At 66.5% G+C, this 21,058-nt stretch carries 18 protein-coding genes; 14 read left to right on the top strand and 4 right to left on the bottom strand.

What is annotated here, in order from left to right; all coding sequences use genetic code 11:
• Window positions 1-493 precede the first annotated feature (493 nt).
• Window positions 494-1,768 carry an SGNH/GDSL hydrolase family protein gene (locus tag J8I35_RS15655; protein ID WP_209926118.1) on the bottom strand — a complete coding sequence of 425 codons (1,275 nt, stop codon included), beginning with the start codon at window positions 1,766-1,768 and terminating at the stop codon, window positions 494-496.
• Window positions 1,769-1,968: 200 nt separating this feature from the next.
• Between J8I35_RS15655 and paaA the strand changes: the two genes are divergently transcribed.
• From paaA to J8I35_RS15695, 8 genes are all read left to right on the top strand, one after another.
• On the top strand, window positions 1,969-2,967 hold the full coding sequence (gene paaA / locus J8I35_RS15660; RefSeq protein ID WP_050018275.1) for a 1,2-phenylacetyl-CoA epoxidase subunit PaaA: 999 nt from the start codon (window positions 1,969-1,971) through the stop codon (window positions 2,965-2,967).
• A 35-nt stretch (window positions 2,968-3,002) separates the two neighbouring features.
• Window positions 3,003-3,287 (top strand): 1,2-phenylacetyl-CoA epoxidase subunit PaaB, encoded by a 285-nt coding sequence (gene paaB / locus J8I35_RS15665; protein ID WP_006482881.1) that lies wholly within the window; start codon window positions 3,003-3,005, stop codon window positions 3,285-3,287.
• Between the two features lie 10 nt (window positions 3,288-3,297).
• Window positions 3,298-4,101: a 1,2-phenylacetyl-CoA epoxidase subunit PaaC gene (gene paaC, locus J8I35_RS15670; protein ID WP_050018276.1), complete on the top strand. Its 804-nt coding sequence runs from the start codon at window positions 3,298-3,300 to the stop codon at window positions 4,099-4,101.
• A gap of 25 nt (window positions 4,102-4,126) precedes the next feature.
• A complete protein-coding gene (paaD, locus tag J8I35_RS15675) occupies window positions 4,127-4,681 on the top strand; it encodes a 1,2-phenylacetyl-CoA epoxidase subunit PaaD (RefSeq protein WP_209926119.1) in 555 nt (184 codons plus the stop codon).
• 2 nt (window positions 4,682-4,683) lie between these two features.
• Window positions 4,684-5,772, top strand: a complete 1,089-nt coding sequence (paaE, locus tag J8I35_RS15680; protein WP_209926121.1) for a 1,2-phenylacetyl-CoA epoxidase subunit PaaE — start codon at window positions 4,684-4,686, stop codon at window positions 5,770-5,772.
• Window positions 5,773-5,900: 128 nt separating this feature from the next.
• Window positions 5,901-6,713: a DUF1835 domain-containing protein gene (locus tag J8I35_RS15685; protein WP_124595289.1), complete on the top strand. Its 813-nt coding sequence runs from the start codon at window positions 5,901-5,903 to the stop codon at window positions 6,711-6,713.
• A gap of 16 nt (window positions 6,714-6,729) precedes the next feature.
• Window positions 6,730-7,335 (top strand): TetR/AcrR family transcriptional regulator, encoded by a 606-nt coding sequence (locus tag J8I35_RS15690; protein ID WP_006482923.1) that lies wholly within the window; start codon window positions 6,730-6,732, stop codon window positions 7,333-7,335.
• Between the two features lie 232 nt (window positions 7,336-7,567).
• A complete protein-coding gene (locus J8I35_RS15695; RefSeq protein ID WP_124556854.1) occupies window positions 7,568-8,215 on the top strand; it encodes a GNAT family protein in 648 nt (215 codons plus the stop codon).
• 56 nt (window positions 8,216-8,271) lie between these two features.
• On the opposite strand, the gene J8I35_RS15700 is transcribed toward J8I35_RS15695, so the two are convergent.
• Complete coding sequence (locus J8I35_RS15700; protein WP_040143005.1) at window positions 8,272-8,796, bottom strand: Lrp/AsnC family transcriptional regulator; 525 nt, start codon at window positions 8,794-8,796, stop codon at window positions 8,272-8,274.
• Between the two features lie 215 nt (window positions 8,797-9,011).
• Here J8I35_RS15700 and hppD point away from each other — a divergent pair, with 215 nt between their 5' ends.
• Window positions 9,012-10,109 carry a 4-hydroxyphenylpyruvate dioxygenase gene (gene hppD, locus J8I35_RS15705; protein ID WP_050011865.1) on the top strand — a complete coding sequence of 366 codons (1,098 nt, stop codon included), beginning with the start codon at window positions 9,012-9,014 and terminating at the stop codon, window positions 10,107-10,109.
• Between the two features lie 133 nt (window positions 10,110-10,242).
• On the opposite strand, the gene J8I35_RS15710 is transcribed toward hppD, so the two are convergent.
• Window positions 10,243-10,437, bottom strand: coding sequence for a hypothetical protein (locus tag J8I35_RS15710; RefSeq protein WP_050011864.1), 195 nt, complete (start codon window positions 10,435-10,437; stop codon window positions 10,243-10,245).
• Between the two features lie 330 nt (window positions 10,438-10,767).
• Here J8I35_RS15710 and J8I35_RS15715 point away from each other — a divergent pair, with 330 nt between their 5' ends.
• Entirely contained in the window at window positions 10,768-14,358 is a 3,591-nt protein-coding gene (locus J8I35_RS15715) for an indolepyruvate ferredoxin oxidoreductase family protein (RefSeq protein ID WP_209926122.1), read from the top strand.
• A 150-nt stretch (window positions 14,359-14,508) separates the two neighbouring features.
• On the opposite strand, the gene J8I35_RS15720 is transcribed toward J8I35_RS15715, so the two are convergent.
• A complete protein-coding gene (locus J8I35_RS15720) occupies window positions 14,509-16,779 on the bottom strand; it encodes an NADP-dependent malic enzyme (RefSeq protein ID WP_124556851.1) in 2,271 nt (756 codons plus the stop codon).
• A gap of 459 nt (window positions 16,780-17,238) precedes the next feature.
• Between J8I35_RS15720 and J8I35_RS15725 the strand changes: the two genes are divergently transcribed.
• The 4 genes from J8I35_RS15725 (at window position 17,239) to argC (ending at window position 20,679) form a co-directional block, all read left to right on the top strand.
• Window positions 17,239-17,925: an orotate phosphoribosyltransferase gene (locus J8I35_RS15725; RefSeq protein ID WP_011546659.1), complete on the top strand. Its 687-nt coding sequence runs from the start codon at window positions 17,239-17,241 to the stop codon at window positions 17,923-17,925.
• A 239-nt stretch (window positions 17,926-18,164) separates the two neighbouring features.
• Window positions 18,165-18,761 carry a YbhB/YbcL family Raf kinase inhibitor-like protein gene (locus J8I35_RS15730; protein WP_124556850.1) on the top strand — a complete coding sequence of 199 codons (597 nt, stop codon included), beginning with the start codon at window positions 18,165-18,167 and terminating at the stop codon, window positions 18,759-18,761.
• A 216-nt stretch (window positions 18,762-18,977) separates the two neighbouring features.
• Window positions 18,978-19,550: a flavodoxin family protein gene (locus J8I35_RS15735; RefSeq protein WP_011546661.1), complete on the top strand. Its 573-nt coding sequence runs from the start codon at window positions 18,978-18,980 to the stop codon at window positions 19,548-19,550.
• Between the two features lie 178 nt (window positions 19,551-19,728).
• Window positions 19,729-20,679 (top strand): N-acetyl-gamma-glutamyl-phosphate reductase, encoded by a 951-nt coding sequence (gene argC, locus J8I35_RS15740; RefSeq protein WP_209926124.1) that lies wholly within the window; start codon window positions 19,729-19,731, stop codon window positions 20,677-20,679.
• Window positions 20,680-21,058: the final 379 nt, after the last annotated feature.

The following is a 21,058-nucleotide window of genomic DNA, read 5'->3' on the forward strand; positions in this document are numbered from 1 at the left end:
ATCACTTCATAAACCTGACTTACTTTAGTGTGAGACTCTTGATACTTTCGCTATCTGATCCGAGGATCAGCTCGCTTCCATCAAGCGCCCACACTTATCGGCTGTTAATTTTTAAAGAGCATTCTGCGAGGAACTTCGTGTTTCCCGGCAGCGCTGCGTTTTCAGCAGCAGAGAAGCGAAATTATGAACCATGTTTCGCAGCTCGTCAACAACTTTCTGAACGACTTCGTTGCGACTGCGGGGCTCAACTTCCTGTACCGCCAAGGCTCGCTACGACCGAACCCCAACAGCACCGCTTCCCTTCCTCCCGCGCCGCGTTTCCGTTAGCGCGAAAGAGGCGTGATTCTATGCATCCGCCCCTATCCGCGCAAGCCCTTTGTGAAGAAAGTTTGAAAAAGCCTCCGCGCGCACGGAGGCTTCTGGCTCGACGGACGATGTCGCGCTGCCGGCCCGCAGGCCGTCGGCAACCTTTCCCTCTATATATAGAGGCGCGTCATTTGCCGCCCACCGCAGCCCGCAGTTGCTCGATCGGCACCGCATCGGCCATCGCCGTGTAGCCCGCATCGCTCGGATGGATGCCGTCGCCGCTATCGTATCGGCGCTGCAGCACGCTCGGGCGCGCCGGATCGCGCAGCACAGCGTCGAAGTCCACCACGCCGTCGAACCCGCCTCCGCTCCGGATCCACCGGTTCACCTCGAGCCGGATCGCTTCGCGTCCGGCCGGCAACGCCGCCGGCGTCAGCGTCGCGCCGAATACCCTCACGCCCTGGCGATGCGCCGCGTCGATCAGCCGGCGATAGCCGTCGATCAGCGACGCGGCGGTCACCTGCGTATGCGGGTGATCGCAATCGAGCCCCGCGCGCGGCGGCATCGCCGCAAAGTTGATGTCGTTGATCCCGATCAGCACGATCACCGCCTTCACGCCCGAGCGCGACAGCGCGTCACGCTCGAACCGCGACGCCAGCGACGTGCCGTAACACGCGGAATCGCTGAGCAGCCGGTTCCCGCTGATGCCGAGATTCACGACGCCGATCGAATCGGCACTCGACGCCATCAGCCGGCGTGCGAGCGCGTCGGGCCAGCGACGGTTCCGGTTCACGCTGGAGCGCAACCCGTCGGTGATCGAATCGCCGATCGCGGCGACGCTGCCGCGTGCGGAGCCGGCTTCGACGGCAAGTTCCGTCACCCATGCATATTGAGTAAAGCGGGTGCGGAACACGTCGGCGCCCGGATTGCCCACGTGATCGCCCGGCGCGGACACATAGTTGAACTGGTTCGACACGCGATGCCAGACCGTCATCCGCTGGTTCGGCCCCATCTGGAGACTAATCGCATACGGCTGCGCGGCCGTCACGTCGATCGACACCGGATCGCTTTCGCGCGCCTGGCCCGGGGCGAGCGTCACCGACGCGCTGCCGCCGAACCGGACCGGCACCACCGCGCCGCCGGCGAGCGCGGCCCCTTCGCCGGCACGCGCGAGGCTCGCGGCCTCGACGACCAGCGGCGCGCGACCGTAGGCGTTGCTCACGCGAATCCGCGCGGCCCGCCCCGACACGGTCGGGTAGACGATCTGCCGCACGGTTCTCCCGGCCACGTCGGGTGCGCGATAGAGCGGCGGCGGTGCGGCGAGGTCAGGAATCGGCTGCAGCGCGGTCGCCCACGCGGCGACCCAACCCACCGGCGAGCCCGACGCCGCCGACGCCGCAAGCGGCGACACGAAAACGGCCGCGCCCAGCACGGCCGCGGCGACACTGCTTCGAAATGACATCGGCAAAATCCTCATCGGAAAGCGGGCATTGTGCCGCAGAAGACGCGAGACCCACGTGCGAGGCCACACGTGCGCGACCGGATCGCGCCCCGACGTCCCTCGTTTACCCGTGTCTCGCCGAAAATTCGCAACAAATTTATTAACCGACCGGTCGGTTGGTTTATACTTCGCACACATTCAACCGGACGAGAGCTTTCGCCATGTACACGCAATCCCTCGACATCCCCGGCAACGTCGCGCCGCTCGACGCCGCAGCCGAGTCGCCCGAACAGGCGCGGTTCGATGCGGTGATGGCCGCGGACGGCAAGATCGAACCGCAGGACTGGATGCCCGATGCATATCGCAAGACGCTGGTACGCCAGATCTCGCAGCACGCGCATTCGGAAGTCGTCGGCATGCTGCCGGAAGGCAACTGGATCTCGCGCGCGCCGAGCCTGAAGCGCAAGGCGATCCTGCTCGCGAAGGTGCAGGACGAAGCCGGCCACGGCCTCTACCTGTACAGCGCGGCCGAAACGCTCGGCGTATCGCGCGATTCGCTGATCGACGCGCTGCACGCCGGCAAGGCGAAATACTCGAGCATCTTCAACTACCCGACGCCGACCTGGGCCGACGTCGGCGTGATCGGCTGGCTCGTCGACGGCGCCGCGATCATGAACCAGATCCCGCTGTGCCGCTGCACGTACGGCCCGTATGCGCGCGCGATGATCCGCGTGTGCAAGGAAGAGTCGTTCCACCAGCGCCAGGGTTTCGACGCGCTGCTGTCGATGATGAAGGGCAGCGACGCGCAACGCGCGATGGTCCAGCAGGCCGTCGACCGCTGGTGGTGGCCGGTACTGATGATGTTCGGCCCGAGCGACGCCGATTCGGTCCACAGCAGCCAGTCCGCGAAATGGGGCATCAAGCGGATCTCGAACGACGACCTGCGCCAGAAATTCGTCGACGCGACAGTCGATCAGGCAAAGGTGCTCGGCGTGACGCTGCCCGACCCCGACCTGAAATGGAACGAGGCGCGCGGCCACTATGACTACGGCGCGATCGACTGGGACGAATTCTGGCGCGTCGTCAATGGCGACGGCCCGTGCAACAAGGAACGCCTCGCGACTCGCGTGAAAGCACACGAGGACGGCGCCTGGGTGCGCGAAGCCGCGCTCGCGCACGAAGCGAAGCGCCGCGCCCGCGCCGAACAGCACGCCGCCTGAGCGGCACCCCCGAATTCAGGAATCAGGAGAAAGCGATGAACAAGGAATGGCCGATCTGGGAAGTGTTCGTGCGCAGCAAGCAGGGCCTCGACCACAAGCACTGCGGCAGCCTGCACGCCGCCGACGCGACGATGGCGCTGCGCATGGCGCGCGACGTCTACACGCGGCGCCAGGAAGGCGTGAGCATCTGGGTGGTGCCGTCGTCGGCGATCACCGCATCGGACCCGAGCGAGAAGGCCGAACTGTTCGAACCGGCGGGCGACAAGATCTACCGTCACCCGACGTTCTACACGTTGCCCGACGAAGTCAACCACATGTAACGCCCGCGCCATGACGATCACGCCCGAACACCTCTCCTACGTGCTGCGCCTCGCGGACAACGCGCTGATCCTCGGTCAGCGCAACGCCGAATGGTGCGGCCATGGCCCGATCCTCGAGGAAGACATCGCGCTCACCAACATGAGCCTCGACCTCATCGGCCAGGCGCGCATGCTGTATACGCACGCGGCCGAGCTCGAGCGCCAGCTCACCGGCGCGGCGAAGACGGAAGACGATTACGCGTACTTCCGCACCGAGCGCGAGTTCGCGAACTTCACGCTCGCCGAACTGCCGCACTACGGGCCCGTCTCCGGCACCGCACACGCCGACAAGGACTACGCGGTGACGATCGTGCGCAACTTCCTGTACGCGGCGCTGATGCTGCACGTGTGGAGCGCGCTGGAAACGTCGACCGACACGCAGCTCGCCGCGATCGCCGCGAAATCGGTGAAGGAAACCCGCTATCACGTCCAGCATGCGCGCGAATGGCTCGTGCGCCTCGGCGACGGCACCGACGAATCGCACCGCCGCGCGCAGGCCGCGCTCGACTACCTGATGCCGTACACGCGCGAATGCTTCGCCGCCGATGCGATCGACGACGCGATCGTCGCCGCAGGCATCGGCCCGGCGCCGGCCGCGCTCGAGGCCGCGTGGCGCGCGGACGTGGACGACGCGCTCGCGGAGGCCACGCTCGCGCTGCCGGCACCGGTGAAGCACGTGACGACCGGCAAGCAGGGCGAGCATTCGGAACACATGGGCTACCTGCTCGCCGAAATGCAGAGCCTCGCGCGCCAGCACCCCGGCGCGAGCTGGTAACCGGCCCACGCCACGGAGCCCGCCGATGTCCGCCCAGACCACCGCCCCTACCGCCGCCGCGCACCGCGACGATCCGCTGCTCGCCCACGCGTGGGACGTGCTCGAAGCCGTGCCCGATCCGGAGATTCCGGTCGTGTCGATCCGCGAGCTCGGCATCCTGCGCGACGTCCGCCGCGCGGACGACGGCCAGCTCGAAGTCGTGATCACGCCGACCTACTCGGGCTGCCCGGCGATGTCGCAGATCGCCGAGGACATCGCCGCCGCGCTGCAGGCCGCCGATCTGCCGCCGCACCGGATCGAGACGGTGCTCGCCCCCGCGTGGACGACCGACTGGATCACGCAGGAAGCGCGCGACAAGCTGCGCGCGTACGGCATCGCGCCGCCGGTCGGCCAGTGCGGCAGCGCCGTGCCGCGGGAGAACGTCGTGCGCTTCGTGCCGCGGCCGGTCGCGGCGCCCACCTGCCCGCGCTGCGGCTCCGCGCGCACCGAACGTCTCGCGCAATTCGCGTCCACGGCCTGCAAGGCGCTGTATCGCTGCGTCGACTGCCGCGAACCCTTCGACTACTTCAAACCCTACTGAATATGGCGACCCCGCAATTTCACCCGCTGCGTATCCGCGACGTGCGGCCCGAGACCGCCGACGCCGTGACCGTCTCGTTCGACGTGCCGCCCGAGCTGCGCGACGCGTACCGCTTCACGCAGGGCCAGTTCGTCACGTTGAAGGCCCACATCGACGGCGAGGAGACGCGCCGCTCGTATTCGATCTGCGTCGGCACGACGGACTACGATCGCGACGGCGAACTGCGCATCGGCATCAAGCGCGTGCGCGGCGGCCGCTTCTCGAACTTCGCGTTCGACACGCTGAAGCCCGGCCACACGATCGACGTGATGACGCCGGACGGCCGCTTCTTCACGCACCTGAACGCCGACCATGGCAAGCAGTACGTCGCGTTTTCCGGCGGCTCGGGAATCACGCCGGTGCTCGCGATCGTGAAGACGACGCTCGAACTCGAGCCGCGCAGCACGTTCACGCTGATCTACGGCAACCGCAGCGTCGACGCGATCATGTTCGCGGAGGAGCTCGAGGACCTGAAGAACCGCTACATGAACCGCTTCGTCCTCTATCACGTGCTGTCGGACGACCTGCAGGACGTCGAGCTGTTCAACGGCGTGCTCGACCAGGCGAAATGCGCGGAATTCCTCGCGACGCTGACGCCGGCCGCCGCGATCGACGAGGCGTTCATCTGCGGCCCGGCGCCGATGATGGACGCGGCCGAAGCCGCGCTGAACGCGGCCGGCGTGCCGCAGGCGAAGGTGCACGTCGAGCGCTTCGGCACGCCGCTGCCGCAGGCCGGCGCACCGGTCGTCGAGATCACCGACCAGACGCCGGCCGCCGACCTCGAAATCGTGCTCGACGGCAAGAAGCGCAAGCTGCGTCTGCCGTACGAAGGCGTGAGCCTGCTCGACGTGGGCCTGCGCGCGGGCCTCGCGCTGCCGTACGCATGCAAGGGCGGCGTGTGCTGCACGTGCCGCGCGAAGGTAGTCGAAGGCGAAGTGCGGATGGAGAAGAACTACACGCTCGAGGCGCACGAAGTGAAGGACGGTTTCGTGCTCACGTGCCAGTGCCACCCGATCAGCGACAAGGTCGTCGTGAGCTTCGACGAGCGTTGAGCGGCGTCGCGTCGCGGCGCCTGACGGTTTCTCGCCGTCACACATCTCGCTTACACTAGGGGCCGCCGGCCGGCTGGACATCGCAACGTCCTCCCGGCCGGCGGTTTTCTTTTGTTGACGACAGGCCGATGAGTACCATTCATGTGATTCAGGGCGGCACCGCCGCCGCGTCGCTGCGCGAAGCCCTCGCGCAAGCCGGACGCGACGAGCGCGTCGTCGGTTTGCTCGACGATCTCGGCGTCGGGCCGCTGAAGGGCGCCGACGAGACGCCCGACACGCGCGCCACCTTCTGGCAGCACGTGCTCGGCGACCAGATCCCCGACTGGAACGCGGAAATCGAGGCCGAATTCGCGCGCCTCGACCAGCTCGCGACGGAGACCGGCCAGGTCGTCGTGTGGCACGCGCCGAGCGTCGGCGACAAGCTGCTGCTGCGCCGCGTCGCCTATCACCTGCGCAACGTGCCGCAGCGCCTGAACGAGGTGCGGCTGTCGGCCGCCGATCTCGACGCGGCACAGCGCGCGGCGCTGTCGCGTACCGACCAGGCCTGCGCGACCGGGATGTTCTCGCCCGCGGAACTAGCGCGCAAGCGGCCGGCGGCCGCGCCGGTCTCGGTCCTGCGCATCGGCCGCCTCGCGCTCGAATGGCAGGAAGCGAAACATCTGAACGCCGAACTGCGTTATTGGGTCAGCAACACGATCAAGAGCGGCCACTACGCCGATCTCGACGCGTTGATCGTCGCGCGCGCGGAAACCGACTGGCAGCCCGCGCGACACCTCGTTGGCAGCATCATGGCCGCCGCCGACCGCGGCGGGCTGTTCGTCAGCGACTCGCTCGCGTGGTGGCGCTGTCGCGAACTCGCGGCCGCCGGCCGGCTCGAGCTGCAGGACGACGCGCCCGACGCCCTCTCTTCCACGCAGGTGCGCGCCGCCGCGCACCGCTAATCTTCCGCATTCGACCATGGCCCGAACCCGAGCGCCCGACCACGAATCCCAGCGCGAGCAGATCCTCGACCTGGCCGCCGAGAAATTCGCGCAGACGAGCTACCCGAGTACGTCGATGTCCGATCTCGCGACCGCGAGCGGCACGTCGAAGGCGCGGCTCTATCACTATTACGAGAGCAAGGAAGCGATCCTGTTCGACCTGCTCGACCGCTACACGAAACGGCTGATGCTGATCATCGCCGAGGTCGAGGGCGCGAGCCAGCGGCGCGGCCTCAGCGAGCGCGACGCGTTCGCCGAACTCGTGCGCGCGTTCCTCGCCGAATACGAGACGTCGCACAGCCGCCACGTCGCGCTGCTCAACGACGTGAAGTATCTCGAGGACGCACAGCGTGAAATCGTGCTCGACCGCCAGCGCGACATCGTCGCGGCGTTTACGCGGCAGCTCGCGCGTGCGTACCCGGACCGCATCTCGAAGGAAAACCAGACCTCGGTGACGATGATGGTGTTCGGGATGATCAACTGGACCTTCACGTGGCTGAAGCCGGGCGGCCGCCTCGGCTACCGCGACTTCGCGGAACAGGTGATCGACCTCATCGAGCGCGGGCTGTCGACGGCGGCCTGATTGCCGCGCAGCAGCATGCGTTGCGCGACGGGCACAGCCGACCGCCCGCCGCGCATTTCATATGATGAATTTTAAATTCGCTTAAAATCAATAACTTAAAGAATGAACTAAGCGGTTTTAGAATTCCTCCTCAGCACAAATAACGTCAAATACGGGTTTTCCCCAACCTCGCTCGGGTAAAATGCTGTTGCATTGCACAACCCGCTTGTGCACCCACACTGAGGAACCCACGATGAACACGCAATTCAACGGCCGTGCCGCTGCTGTCGGCAAGGTCGCTACTGCGCCGGTTCTCGTCAGGGAACTGGCTTCCAAAGACCGTGAGCAGATGCTCACCCACTTTCTCTCGCTCGACGAAGAGGACCGCCTGCTGCGCTTCGGCCAGATGGTGCCCGATCACGTGATCGAGAACTATGTCCGCACGCTCGACTTCGGTCGCGATACGGTGTTCGGCGTGTTCGACCACGACCTCGAACTGATCGGCGTCGGCCACCTGGCCTACCTGCCGGCCGAGGGCGACACGCGCACGGCCGAATTCGGCGTGTCGGTGCTCGAAAGCGCGCGCGGCCGCGGCGTCGGCTCGAAACTGTTCGAGCGCGCGGCGATCCGCAGCCGCAACACGCACGTGACGATGCTGTACATGCACTGCCTGTCGCGTAACGCGACGATGATGCACATCGCGAAGAAGTCCGGGATGCGGATCGAGTACGCGTACGGCGAAGCCGATGCGTATCTGTCGCTGCCGCCGGCCGACCACTCGACGATCATCGCCGAGATGCTGCAGGAACAGGCCGCGGTGTTCGACTACGCGATGAAGCGCCAGGCGCGCCGCACGACGAAGTTCATCGAATCGCTGATGCCGGCCACACTGACGGCCTGACGTCGGCCAGCCGGGCCGCGCCTGCGGCGCGCCCGGCGCCCCCCTTCCCCGCCACGCTAGCGCACCGAACGAATCGGCAACGCCGTCGTTTCCTTGAAGCAATCGAGCGAGAAGCTCGTCTTCACGTCGATCACCGACGGGTGATGCAGCAGATGCTCCTGCACGAAGCGGGAGAAATGCGCCATGTCCTCGACCTGTACGCGCAGCAGGTAATCCATGTCGCCCGTCATCGCATGGCACGCGACCACTTCCGGCCAGGTCTGCACGGCCGCGCGGAACAGCTCCGCGTGGGTCGCGCCCGCGCGCGCCGACGTCTCGTCGGCCCGGACCGGCGCGAGGCCGCCGCGCTTTTCGAGCCGCACGCTCACGTAGGCGAGCAGGTCGAGCCCGAGCTTCTGCGGATTCAGCAGCGCGACGTAGCCGGTGATCACGCCGATTTCCTCGAGCCGCCGGATTCGCCGCAAGCACGGGCTCGGCGACAGGTTCACGCGCTCGGCGATCTCCTGGTTCGACAGGCGCCCGTTCTCCTGAAGAATCGCGAGAATGCGCCGGTCGATGGCATCCAATTCGGCTTGCGCCATCTTCTGCCCTCCACTGAGTGTTTTGAGACTGGAAATTGCGCCATCGTAGGCGCGGGCGATTAAGTTCGCAAGTTTCCGCTCGCGGCCGCCCGCTACACTCTGTCGCATGTCTCGGCTTGCCGCGCACGCTCGTGATGGGCGCGGCCGTCGACATCGAACCACGCCGGGCACGCGCACGCCGCCCCCGGCCGATCGCCCCGCACAGGAGACACGACATGCAGATCCCCACCTGGGACAACCCCGTCGGCACCGACGGCTTCGAATTTATCGAATACACGGCACCGGACCCGAAAGCACTCGGACAACTGTTCGAACGGATGGGTTTCACCGCGATCGCGCGCCACCGCCACAAGGACGTGACGGTGTACCGCCAGGGCGACATCAACTTCATCATCAACGCCGAACCCGATTCGTTCGCGCAACGCTTCGCGCGGCTGCACGGCCCGTCGATCTGCGCGATCGCGTTCCGCGTGCAGGACGCCGCGAAGGCGTACCGGCACGCGCTGGAACTCGGCGCATGGGGCTTCGACAACAAGACGGGCCCGATGGAGCTGAACATCCCGGCGATCAAGGGGATCGGCGATTCGCTGATCTACTTCGTCGACCGCTGGCGCGGCAAGAACGGCGCGCAGCCGGGCGCGATCGGCGACATCAGCATCTACGACGTCGACTTCGAGCCGATTCCCGGCGCGAACCCGAACCCGGTCGGCCACGGCCTCACCTACATCGACCACCTGACGCACAACGTGCATCGCGGCCGCATGCAGGAATGGGCCGAGTTCTACGAGCGCCTGTTCAACTTCCGCGAGGTGCGCTATTTCGACATCGAAGGCAAGGTGACGGGCGTGAAGTCGAAGGCGATGACGTCGCCGTGCGGCAAGATCCGCATCCCGATCAACGAGGAAGGCTCGGACACGGCCGGCCAGATCCAGGAATACCTCGACGCATATCACGGCGAAGGCATCCAGCACATCGCGCTCGGCGCGAGCGACATCTATCAGGCGGTCGACGGGCTGCGCAGCAAGGAAGTGAAGCTGCTCGACACGATCGACACGTATTACGAACTGGTCGACCGCCGCGTGCCGAACCACGGCGAATCGCTGGACGAACTGAAGAAGCGCAAGATCCTGATCGACGGCGCACGCGACGACCTGCTGCTGCAGATCTTCACCGAAAACCAGATCGGGCCGATCTTTTTCGAGATCATCCAGCGCAAGGGCAACCAGGGCTTCGGCGAAGGCAACTTCAAGGCGCTGTTCGAATCGATCGAGCTCGACCAGATCCGCCGCGGCGTCGTGCAGGACAAGGCCTGACGCCCCCGCCGCGCGGCGGCTCCGGACAACCGGGGGCGGCCGCGCGATCCGGCCGCACAAAGAAAAAGGGCGGGAATCCGAGGATTCCCGCCCTTTTTGCATGCCGGCGAGGCCCGCGGGCCGCGCGATCGCATCAACGCACGTTCGCCTTCGACGCGGCGGCGCGCTCGACCGACGGCTGCGCTGCGGCGTCCTGAGCGGGCACGATCTGCTGCATCTGTGCGCCGGCTGCCGCCAGCGCGCTCGCGCCTCGCGCGTGCACCGGGCCCGTCATCGAGAAAAACGCGGCGGACACGATCAGGAAACTCTGGATATGACGTGTGTTCATTGCACCTCCTGTAAAACTGCCGGCGCCTCCCCGACTGCGTCGGAACGAACCCACGCGGCCGGGCACCTCCGGCAGGCCGACAAGATTAACGGCATTTGCCCGCAGATCAACGCCGCTTTACATGCTTTTACATGATGTAACGCATGATCTCGCCCTGTTTCATGGTGCGTGGCGGCCCTTTCCCTCGCGTTGCGACCGATGGGCGGCGGGTTTGCCCCAGTGCTACCATCCCTTAAAACCGGCGAACATGCCGGCCACTGCGGACGCGTCCAAAAGATGCCGACGCAACCGAAGTTTTGGTGATCCCAGACCGGGTGGAGGAGACAGTTAATGAATGCCCCGCTAGACGCAGACCAACGCGCGTCGCTAGAAGCCGCGCTGAAGTCCGTCACGCTTGACGACAAATACACGCTGGAACGCGGCCGCGCGTACATGAGCGGCATCCAGGCCCTCGTGCGCCTGCCGATGCTCCAGCAGGAACGCGACCGCGCCGCCGGTCTCAATACGGCCGGTTTCATCTCCGGCTACCGCGGCTCGCCGCTGGGCGGCCTCGATCTGTCGCTGTGGAAAGCCAAGCAGCACCTGGCCGCCCACCAGATCGTGTTCCAGCCCGGCCTCAACGAAGATCTCGCCGCCACTGCGGTGTGGGGCTCCCAGCAAGTGAACCTGTACCCCGGCGCGAAGCACGACGGCGTGTTCGGCATGTGGTACGGCAAGGGCCCGGGCGTCGATCGCACCGGCGACGTGTTCAAGCACGCGAACTCTGCCGGCTCGTCGCAGCACGGCGGCGTGCTGGTGCTGGCCGGCGACGACCACGCGGCCAAATCGTCGACGCTCGCGCATCAGTCCGAGCACATCTTCAAGGCCTGCGGGCTGCCGGTGCTGTTCCCGTCCAACGTGCAGGAATATCTCGACTTCGGCCTGCATGGCTGGGCGATGAGCCGCTACTCGGGCCTGTGGGTCGCGCTCAAGTGCGTGACGGACGTCGTCGAATCGTCGGCGTCGGTCGACATCGACCCGCATCGCACCGAGATCGTGCTGCCGACCGACTTCATCCTGCCGGAAGGCGGGCTGAACATCCGCTGGCCCGACCCGCCGCTCGTGCAGGAAGCGCGGCTGCTCGACTACAAGTGGTACGCGGCGCTCGCCTACGTGCGCGCAAACAAGCTCGACCGGATCGAGATCGACTCCCCGCATGCGCGCTTCGGGATCATGACCGGCGGCAAGGCGTACCTCGACGTGCGCCAGGCGCTGACCGACCTCGGCCTCGACGACGAAACCTGCGCGCGGATCGGCATCCGGCTCTACAAGGTCGGCTGCGTGTGGCCGCTCGAAGCGCAGGGCGCGCAGGCGTTCGCGCGCGGCCTCGACGAAATCCTGGTCGTCGAGGAAAAGCGCCAGATCCTCGAATACGCGATCAAGGAAGAGCTGTACAACTGGCCCGACGCGCAGCGCCCGCGGGTGTTCGGCAAGTTCGACGAGAAGGACGGCGCCGGCGGCGAATGGTCGGTGCCGATGGGCAACTGGCTGCTGCCCGCGCACTACGAGCTGTCGCCCGCGATCATCGCGAAGGCGATCGCGACGCGGCTCGAGAAGTTCGAGTTGCCGTCCGACGTGCGCGCGCGCATCGCCGCGCGGCTCGCGGTGATCAACGCGAAGGAAATGGCGCTCGCGAAGCCGCACGTGCAGACCGAGCGCAAGCCGTGGTTCTGCTCGGGCTGCCCGCACAACACGTCGACCAACGTGCCGGAAGGCTCGCGCGCGATCGCCGGCATCGGCTGCCATTACATGACCGTGTGGATGGACCGCAGCACGAGCACCTTCAGCCAGATGGGCGGCGAAGGCGTGCCGTGGATCGGCCAGGCGCCGTTCACCGACGAGAAGCACGTGTTCGCGAACCTCGGCGACGGCACCTATTTCCATTCGGGCCTGCTCGCGGTGCGTGCGGCGATCTCGTCGAAGGCGAACATCACCTACAAGATCCTCTACAACGACGCGGTCGCGATGACGGGCGGCCAGCCGGTCGACGGCGTGCTGACGGTGCCGCAGATCACGCACCAGCTCGCGTCCGAAGGCGCGAAGAAGATCGTGATCGTCACCGACGAGCCGGAGAAGTACGACAGCCAGAAGGCGCTGCTCGCGCCGGGCGTGACGATCCACCATCGCGACCAGCTCGACGACGTGCAGCGCGCGCTGCGCGAGATCGAAGGCACGACGATCCTGATCTACGACCAGACCTGCGCGACCGAGAAGCGCCGCCGCCGCAAACGCGGTACATACCCGGACCCGGCGAAGCGCGTCGTGATCAACGACGCGGTGTGCGAAGGCTGCGGCGACTGCTCGGTGCAGTCGAACTGCCTGTCGGTCGAGCCGCTGGAAACCGAATTCGGCACGAAGCGCCAGATCAACCAGTCGAGCTGCAACAAGGACTTTTCTTGCGTGAAGGGGTTCTGCCCGAGCTTCGTCACGGTCGAGGGCGGCCAGTTGAAGAAGCCGAAGGCGGTGGCGGTCGACGGCGGTGCGCTGCCGCCGATTCCCGAACCGACGCTGCCGGCGATCGACCGCGCGTACGGCGTGCTCGTCACCGGCGTGGGCGGCACGGGCGTCGTCACGATCGGTGCGCTGCTCGGGATGGCCGCGCACCTCGAGAACAAGGGCGTGACCGTGCTCGACGTCACCGGCCTCGCGCAGAAAGGCGGCGCGGTGATGAGCCACGTGCAGATCTCGCACGCGCCGACCGACATCCATGCGACGCGGATCGCGATGGGCGAAGCCGATCTCGTGATCGGCTGCGATGCGATCGTCACGGCCGGCGACGAGTGCACGTCGCGGATGCGGCACGATACGACGCGCGTGGTCGTCAACAGCGCGCAGACGCCGACCGCCGAGTTCATCAAGAACCCGAACTGGGCGTTCCCCGGCGTGTCCGCAGAGAGCGACATCCGCGCGGCAGCCGGTGAAGCGGTCGACTTCATCGATGCGAACCGCTTCGCGGTCGCGCTGCTCGGCGACGCGATCTACACGAACCCGTTCGTGCTCGGCTACGCGTGGCAGAAGGGCTGGCTGCCGCTGACGCTCGCGTCGCTCGAACGCGCGATCGAGCTGAACGCGGTATCGGTCGACAAGAACCGCGCGGCGTTCGACTGGGGCCGCCGCGCCGCGCACGACCTGGCCAGCGTGAAGCAGGCCGCGGCCGGCGACGCCCGGCCCGCGCAAGGCGCGACGGTGATTTCGCTGCACACGAAGAAGGCGGTCGACGCGCTGATCGCGAAGCGCGTCGAATTCCTCACCGCGTACCAGAACGCCGCGTACGCGTCGCGTTATGCGGCATTCGTCGACAAGGTGCGCGCCGCGGAGCGCGCGCTCGCCGACGGCGACACGGTGCAGGAGCCGCTGACCGAAGCGGTCGCGCGCAACCTGTTCAAGCTGATGGCGTACAAGGACGAATACGAGGTCGCGCGGCTGCAGTCCGATCCCGCGTTCCTCGCGCGGCTGACCGCGCAGTTCGAAGGCGACTGGAAGCTGAAATTCCACCTCGCACCGCCGCTGTTCGCGAAGACGGACGCCCACGGCCATCTTGTGAAGAAGGCGTACGGCCCGTGGATGATGTCCGCGTTCCGGCTGCTCGCGAAGGCGAAGTTCCTGCGCGGCACGGGGCTCGACCCGTTCGGCCGCACCGCGGAGCGCCGCACCGAGCGCGCGCTGATCGGCGAATATGAAGCGCTGATCGGCGAGGTGCTGGGCAGGCTGAACGCGGCCAACCGGCCGCTCGCGCTCGAGCTTGCGGCGCTGCCGGACGGCATTCGCGGCTACGGCCACGTGAAGGAGAACAACCTGCGCGCGGTGCGGCAGAAGTGGGACACGCTGCTCGCGAAGTGGCGCTCGCCGGCAGGCGGCCAGTCGCATCAGCAGGTCGCGTAACGGCGCGCGCGGCGGGCGTTCGCGGTCCGGATGCCCGCCCCGCGCCGCCGTCGCCCTTAGGGTTCACGCGAAAAAAAACGCCACGGAACGCAGGTTCCGTGGCGTTTTTCATTGTGCCGCGCGTGACGCGCGGCACACGCGAGCGTGGACTTACTTCGTGTTCACGTTCGCGGCGGCAACGGCCGTCATGTTGATGATCCGGCGCACGGTCGCGGCCGGCGTCAGGATGTGGACCGGCTTGGCCGCGCCGAGCAGGAACGGGCCGACCGTCACGCCTTCGCCGCCGACCATCTTCAGCAGGTTGTACGCGATGTTCGCCGCTTCGACGTTCGGCATGATCAGCAGGTTCGCCTCGCCCGACAGCGTCGTGCCCGGGAACGCCTGCTTGCGGATCAGTTCCGACAGCGCCGCGTCGCCGTGCATTTCACCGTCGACTTCGAGGTTCGGCGCACGTTCGACGATCAGCTTGCGGGCCTCGGCCATCCGGCGCGACGACGCCGACGGCGCACTGCCGAAGTTCGAGTTCGACAGCAGCGCGGCCTTCGGTGTGATGCCGAAGCGCTCGATCTCGGCCGCGGCCTGGATCGTCATGTCGGCGAGCTGGTCGGCGCTCGGCAACTCGTTCACGTACGTGTCGCACACGAACAGGTTGCGGCCCGGCAGCATCAGCAGGTTCATCGCGGCGAAGTGCTCGGCGCCCTTCGCGCGGCCCAGCACCTGCTCGATGAACTTCAGGTGGCTGTGGAACGTATCGATCATCCCGCAGATCATTCCGTCCGCGTCGCCCAGGTGCACGAGCATCGCGCCGATCAGCGTGTTGAACTTGCGCATCGCGGCCTTCGCGACTTCCGGCGTCACGCCGTCGCGCGCGCCGATCTCCTGATACGCCTGCCAGTAGCGGTGGTAGCGCGCATCGTCTTCCGGATCGACGATTTCGAAATCGGTGCCGGCCTTCAGCTTCGAGCCGATCTTCGCGAGGCGCATGTCGACGACCGACGGACGGCCGATGATGATCGGCTTCGCGATCTTTTCCAGCAGCACGAACTGCGCAGCGCGCAGCACGCGCTCATCCTCGCCTTCGGCGAAAACGATGCGGGCCTCCTTCTGCTTCGCGGTCGCGAACACCGGACGCATCACCATGCCGGTGCGGTAGACGGTCGCGCCGAGCTGTTCGCGGTACGCGTCCATGTCCTGGATCGGGCGCGTGGCGACGCCCGAATCCATCGCGGCTTGCGCCACGGCCGGCGCGATCTTGATGATCAGGCGTGGGTCGAACGGCTTCGGAATCAGGTATTCCGGCCCGAACTCCAGCGAATGGCCTTCATACGCCTTCGCGACCTCCTCGCTCTGGTCGGTTTCCTGCGCCAGCTCGGCGATCGCGCGCACGCACGCGAGCTTCATTTCTTCCGTGATCGTCGTCGCGCCGACGTCGAGCGCGCCGCGGAAGATGAACGGAAAGCACAGCACGTTGTTGACCTGGTTCGGGTAGTCCGAACGGCCGGTCGCGACGATCGCGTCCGGGCGCACGGCCTTCGCGTCTTCCGGGCGGATTTCCGGTTCCGGGTTCGCGAGCGCCAGGATCAGCGGGCGCTCGCCCATCGTCTTGACCATGTCCTGCTTCAGCACGCCCGCGCTCGAGCAGCCGAGGAACACGTCGGCGCCGACGATCGCATCGGCGAGCGAGCGCGCGTCGGTGTTCGCCGCATAGCGCTGCTTCGACGGATCGAGGTTGCCGCGCCCTTCGTAGATCACGCCCTTCGAATCGGCGACGAGGATGTTCGTCTTCGTGAGGCCGAGGTTCACCAGCAGGTCCAGACACGCGATCGCGGCCGCGCCGGCGCCCGAACACACGAGCTTCACTTCCGACAGCTTCTTGCCGACGACCTTCAGGCCGTTCAGGATCGCGGCCGATGCGATGATCGCGGTGCCGTGCTGGTCGTCGTGGAAGACGGGGATCTTCATGCGCTCGCGCAGCTTCTGCTCGATGTAGAAGCACTCCGGCGCCTTGATGTCCTCGAGGTTGATGCCGCCGAGCGTCGGCTCGAGCATCGCGATCGCCTCGACGAGCTTGTCGGGGTCGGACTCCGAGAGTTCGATGTCGAACACGTCGATGCCCGCGAATTTCTTGAAGAGGCAGCCCTTGCCTTCCATCACCGGCTTCGCGGCGAGCGGGCCGATGTTGCCGAGGCCGAGCACGGCCGTGCCGTTCGTGATGACGCCGACGAGGTTGCCGCGCGACGTGTACTTCTGCGCGTCGAGCGGATCGGCGTGGATCGCCTCGCACGCGGCGGCGACGCCCGGCGAATACGCGAGCGACAGATCGAGCTGGTTCGACAGCGGCTTGGTCGGGGTGACCGAAATCTTGCCGGGTTTCGGGTTCAGGTGATAAGCGAGAGCGGCCTGCTTCAGTTGTTCGTCCATGATTGACCTGCGAGAGACATGCGAAATATTGACGACTCAGTACACAGCACCTTCGGCCGCGTCTGCCTGAATCGAGGGGATGGTCGACTGCGAGACGGCCCGCGACGCGCCGGATGGGCACGCCAACGAACCTTGGCGGGTGGCAAGAGGAAAGTACAAAGTACTGAACGATTTCTTAGGGTCGCCTAGTGTACACCCCCTAAATGACCTCCGTTGGTGCACCGCCGCATCCCCGGCGTCCGTGTCGGACTGGTCGTGCCCCGTTTGTTTCGCCGGTGGCGAGCGGCGCGGCGGCGCGCGCGAATTCCGCCGAAAACCGGCCTGAATCGGGTAAAATAGCGGGCTACGCGCGCAGCGATGCGATTGGTCCGCCAATCGCGCCCCGGCCTTTCGGGCAGGTTCCCCTTGCTGCGCCATCGGGCCCGCGCCCGCTCCTCGCTCATCACCCAAGGAATGCCCATGACAGGCTACGATCGTCAGTCGATCTCGGATACGACCGCCAAAATCCTGCTCGAAGTGCAGGCGGTGCACTTCAATGCCGAAAAACCGTTCATCTTCACGTCCGGCTGGGCAAGCCCCGTCTATATCGACTGCCGCAAGCTGATCTCGTATCCGCGCGTGCGCCGTGCGCTGATGGAAATGGCGGAAACGACGATCACGCGCGACATCGGCTTCGAGCAGATCGATGCGGTGGCGGGCGGCGAGACGGCCGGCATCCCGTTCGCGGCATGGATCGCGGACCGGATGATGGTGCCGATGCAGTACGTGCGCAAAAAGCCGAAGGGTTTCGGCCGCAACGCGCAGATCGAAGGCCATCTCGAGGAAGGCTCGCGCGTGCTGCTGGTGGAAGACCTGACGACCGACAGCCGCAGCAAGATCAACTTCGTCAACGCGCTGCGCACCGCGGGCGCGACGGTGAACCACTGCTTCGTGCTGTTCCACTACGACATCTTCAAGGAAAGCGTGTCGGTCCTGAAGGACATCGACGTCGACCTGCACGCGCTCGCCACGTGGTGGGACGTGCTGCGCGTCGCGAAGGCGTCGGGCTACTTCGAGACGAAGACGCTCGACGAAGTCGAGAAATTCCTGCACGCACCGGCCGAATGGTCGGCCGCGCACGGCGGCGCGACGGCCCCGAAGGAATGACGCCACGCCGGCGCACGCGCCGGCACACTGGCTGAAGAGCCGCCTGCTTCATCGCAGGCGGTTTTTTTTCGTCTGCCGACTAGCGCGCTGACCGATCGCGATCGCGGGCGCCGGTGTGCGTCGCTCATCGAACCCTAATGCTAGACTTGACCCATCGCCGCCCTCAGCGGCGCGGGCAACACACAACGCCAACAATGCCGGGCGCCGCGGCCCGGCCCACGTGACGGGAGAAGCGCCATATGCGTGTGGATCGCCGGATCACTCCGCCTGCGCCATCGGGCCGCCCGTCTGCGTTCCTCCTCCCCGCCCTCCTGTGCGCTGCCGTTTTCGCGGCGCTGCCCGCGCATGCGGAAGGCCCGTTCACCGTGACGAGCGACGACCTGACGCCCGGCGCCCGCGTGCGGGCCGCGAACGTGTTCGACCGCGGCGACTGCAAGGGCGCGAACCGCTCGCCGCAACTCGCGTGGCGCAACCCGCCGCCCGGCACGCGCGGCTACGCGGTCACGGTCTTCGATCCCGATGCGCCCGGGCATGGCTGGTGGCACTGGGCCGTCGCGGGCATTCCGGCGACCGTCACGAGCCTGCCGGCCGACGCGAGCGCATCCGGCTTCCTGCGCCGCATCGGCGCGAGCGAGGCACGCAACGACTACGGGATCGACGGCTACGGCGGCCCGTGCCCGCCGCCCGGCAAGCCGCATCGCTACGTGATCACCGTCTACGCGCTCAAAGGCACCGACCTGCGCATTTCGCAGGGTCGCCCCGCGCCGATGTTCGAGCACGAGATCGGCACGCTCGCGATCGGCACCGCGCAACTCACGGTCACTTACGGCCAGTAGCCGCACGGCGTCTCGCCTGGCAGTGGCGCCGCGATTGCAGACCGCCGCGAATTTCGGTGCGCCGCACGCGCACGTTGTCTCGTCATTTCGGCTTGCTAGACTCGTCGTCACCGGTCGCGGCATCCCCTGCCGCGCGACCGTCGCGCCGCCTGCCGGCGACGCGTGACGCGGCGAGCCGGCGGCCCGCCGTTCCCGTCCCTTTCCGGAGAACGCTTCATGTCGAACATCGTCATCGTCTATCACAGCGGCTACGGTCACACGCAGAAACTGGCCGAAGCCGTGCACGCCGGCGCGCAGGACGCCGGCGCGAACGTGCGCCTGATCGCCGTCGGCGACCTCGACGACGCAGGCTGGGCCGCGCTCGACGCGGCGGACGCGATCGTCTTCGGCGCGCCGACCTACATGGGCGGCCCGTCCGCGCAGTTCAAGCAATTCGCCGATGCCACGTCGAAAGCGTGGTTCACGCAGAAATGGAAGGACAAAATCGCCGCGGGCTTCACGAACTCCGCGACGATGAACGGCGACAAGTTCTCGACGATTCAATATTTCGTCACGCTGGCGATGCAGCATGGGATGGTGTGGGTCGGCACGAGCCTGATGCCGGCGAACTCGAAGGCGGCCACGCGCAACGACATCAACTATCTCGGCGGCTCGACGGGCCTGCTCGCGCAGTCGCCGGCCGATGCGACGCCCGACGAAGGGCCGCTGCCGGGCGACCTCGAGACCGGCAAGGCATTCGGCCGGCGCGTCGCCGAAGCGACCGCCCGCTGGGACGCCGGCGCCCGCTGAGCGCGCGCGTTCCCCGGCCCGCACACGTACCGGCGGGCGTCAAAGGGACACGAAGATGGACGCGAAGACGGCCCGCCGGCCGTCTTTTTTCGCCCCGCGCGCTGCAGTGCCGCCGGATGACGTCTTAAAATGGCGGTTTCAGGGCGCCGCGGCTCCCGTTTCATTCAGTGAGAGCGAAATGAGCACCAAAGTTTTTGTCGACGGCCAGGAAGGCACGACCGGCCTCAAGATCTTCGAATACCTGTCGGCACGCAGCGACATCGAGATCCTGCGCATCGAGGAAGCGAAGCGCAAGGACGTCGACGAGCGCCGCCGCCTGATCAACGCGTCGGACGTCACGTTCCTGTGCCTGCCGGACGTCGCGTCGCGCGAATCCGCGTCGCTCGTCGAGAACCCGAACACCACGCTGATCGACGCGAGCACCGCGTTCCGCACCAGCGCCGACTGGGCGTACGGCCTGCCCGAGCTGACCCGCGCGCAGCGCGAGAAGATTCGCACGTCGAAGCGCATCGCGGTGCCCGGCTGCCACGCGTCGGCGTTCGTGCTCGCGATGCGGCCGCTCGTCGATGCGGGCATCGTCGCGCCGACGTTCGCCGCGCACAGCTACTCGATCACCGGCTACAGCGGCGGCGGCAAGTCGATGATCGCCGAGTACGAAAGCGCCACGCCGGGCGGCAAGCTCGCGAGCCCGCGCCCGTACGCGCTCGGCCTCGCGCACAAGCACCTGCCGGAAATGGCCGCGCACACGGGCCTCGCGCACGCACCGATCTTCACGCCGATCGTCGGCCCGTTCCTGAAGGGCCTCGCGGTGACGACCTACTTCACGCCCGAGCAGCTCGCGAAGCGCGCGACGCCGCAGGACGTGCAGCGCGTGTTCGCCGAGTACTACGCGGACGAAGCGTTCGTGCGCGTCGCGCCGTTCGATGCGGACGCGAACCTCGACGGCGGCTTCTTCGACGTGCAGGCGAACAACGACACGAACCGCGTCGACCTGTTCGTGTTCGGCAACGCGGAGCGCTTCGTCACGGTCGCGCGCCTCGACAACCTCGGCAAGGGCGCGTCGGGCGCCGCGATCCAGTGCATGAACCTCAACATCGGCGCGGCCGAGGACGCGGGCCTCAAACGCTGATTCAACATCGCATGCGATGCAAAGCCGGCCGTTGGCCGGCTTTTTATTTACCCGTATCAGGCAATATATAAAAACACCGCGCCGCGCATTTACAAATATTTACAAGCTTTCCATTGCGCGATTACAAGTGGATTAATTCGCCCCTTCCTTATCCAGTCAATCCCGAATAGGGATAAACCGGATACCCGTTGATTTAAACGCAGCCGTTATACGCCAGAAGGTGCTGCGAGAGCGTGCCGGGCGTCGCGCATCCCCCACTCCGGCAGCTTTCGGTAGCCCGTTCCGCGTTTAAATTCTTACCGTTTGCCTTATTGGGCAAGCATTCAATTCGCAGATCCCGTTTCAATCGCCTTTTTTAGACGGGTTCATCAATTGACAG

Source organism: Burkholderia sp. CpTa8-5 (assembly GCF_017815045.1).
Classification (GTDB): Bacteria; Pseudomonadota; Gammaproteobacteria; order Burkholderiales; family Burkholderiaceae; genus Burkholderia; species Burkholderia sola.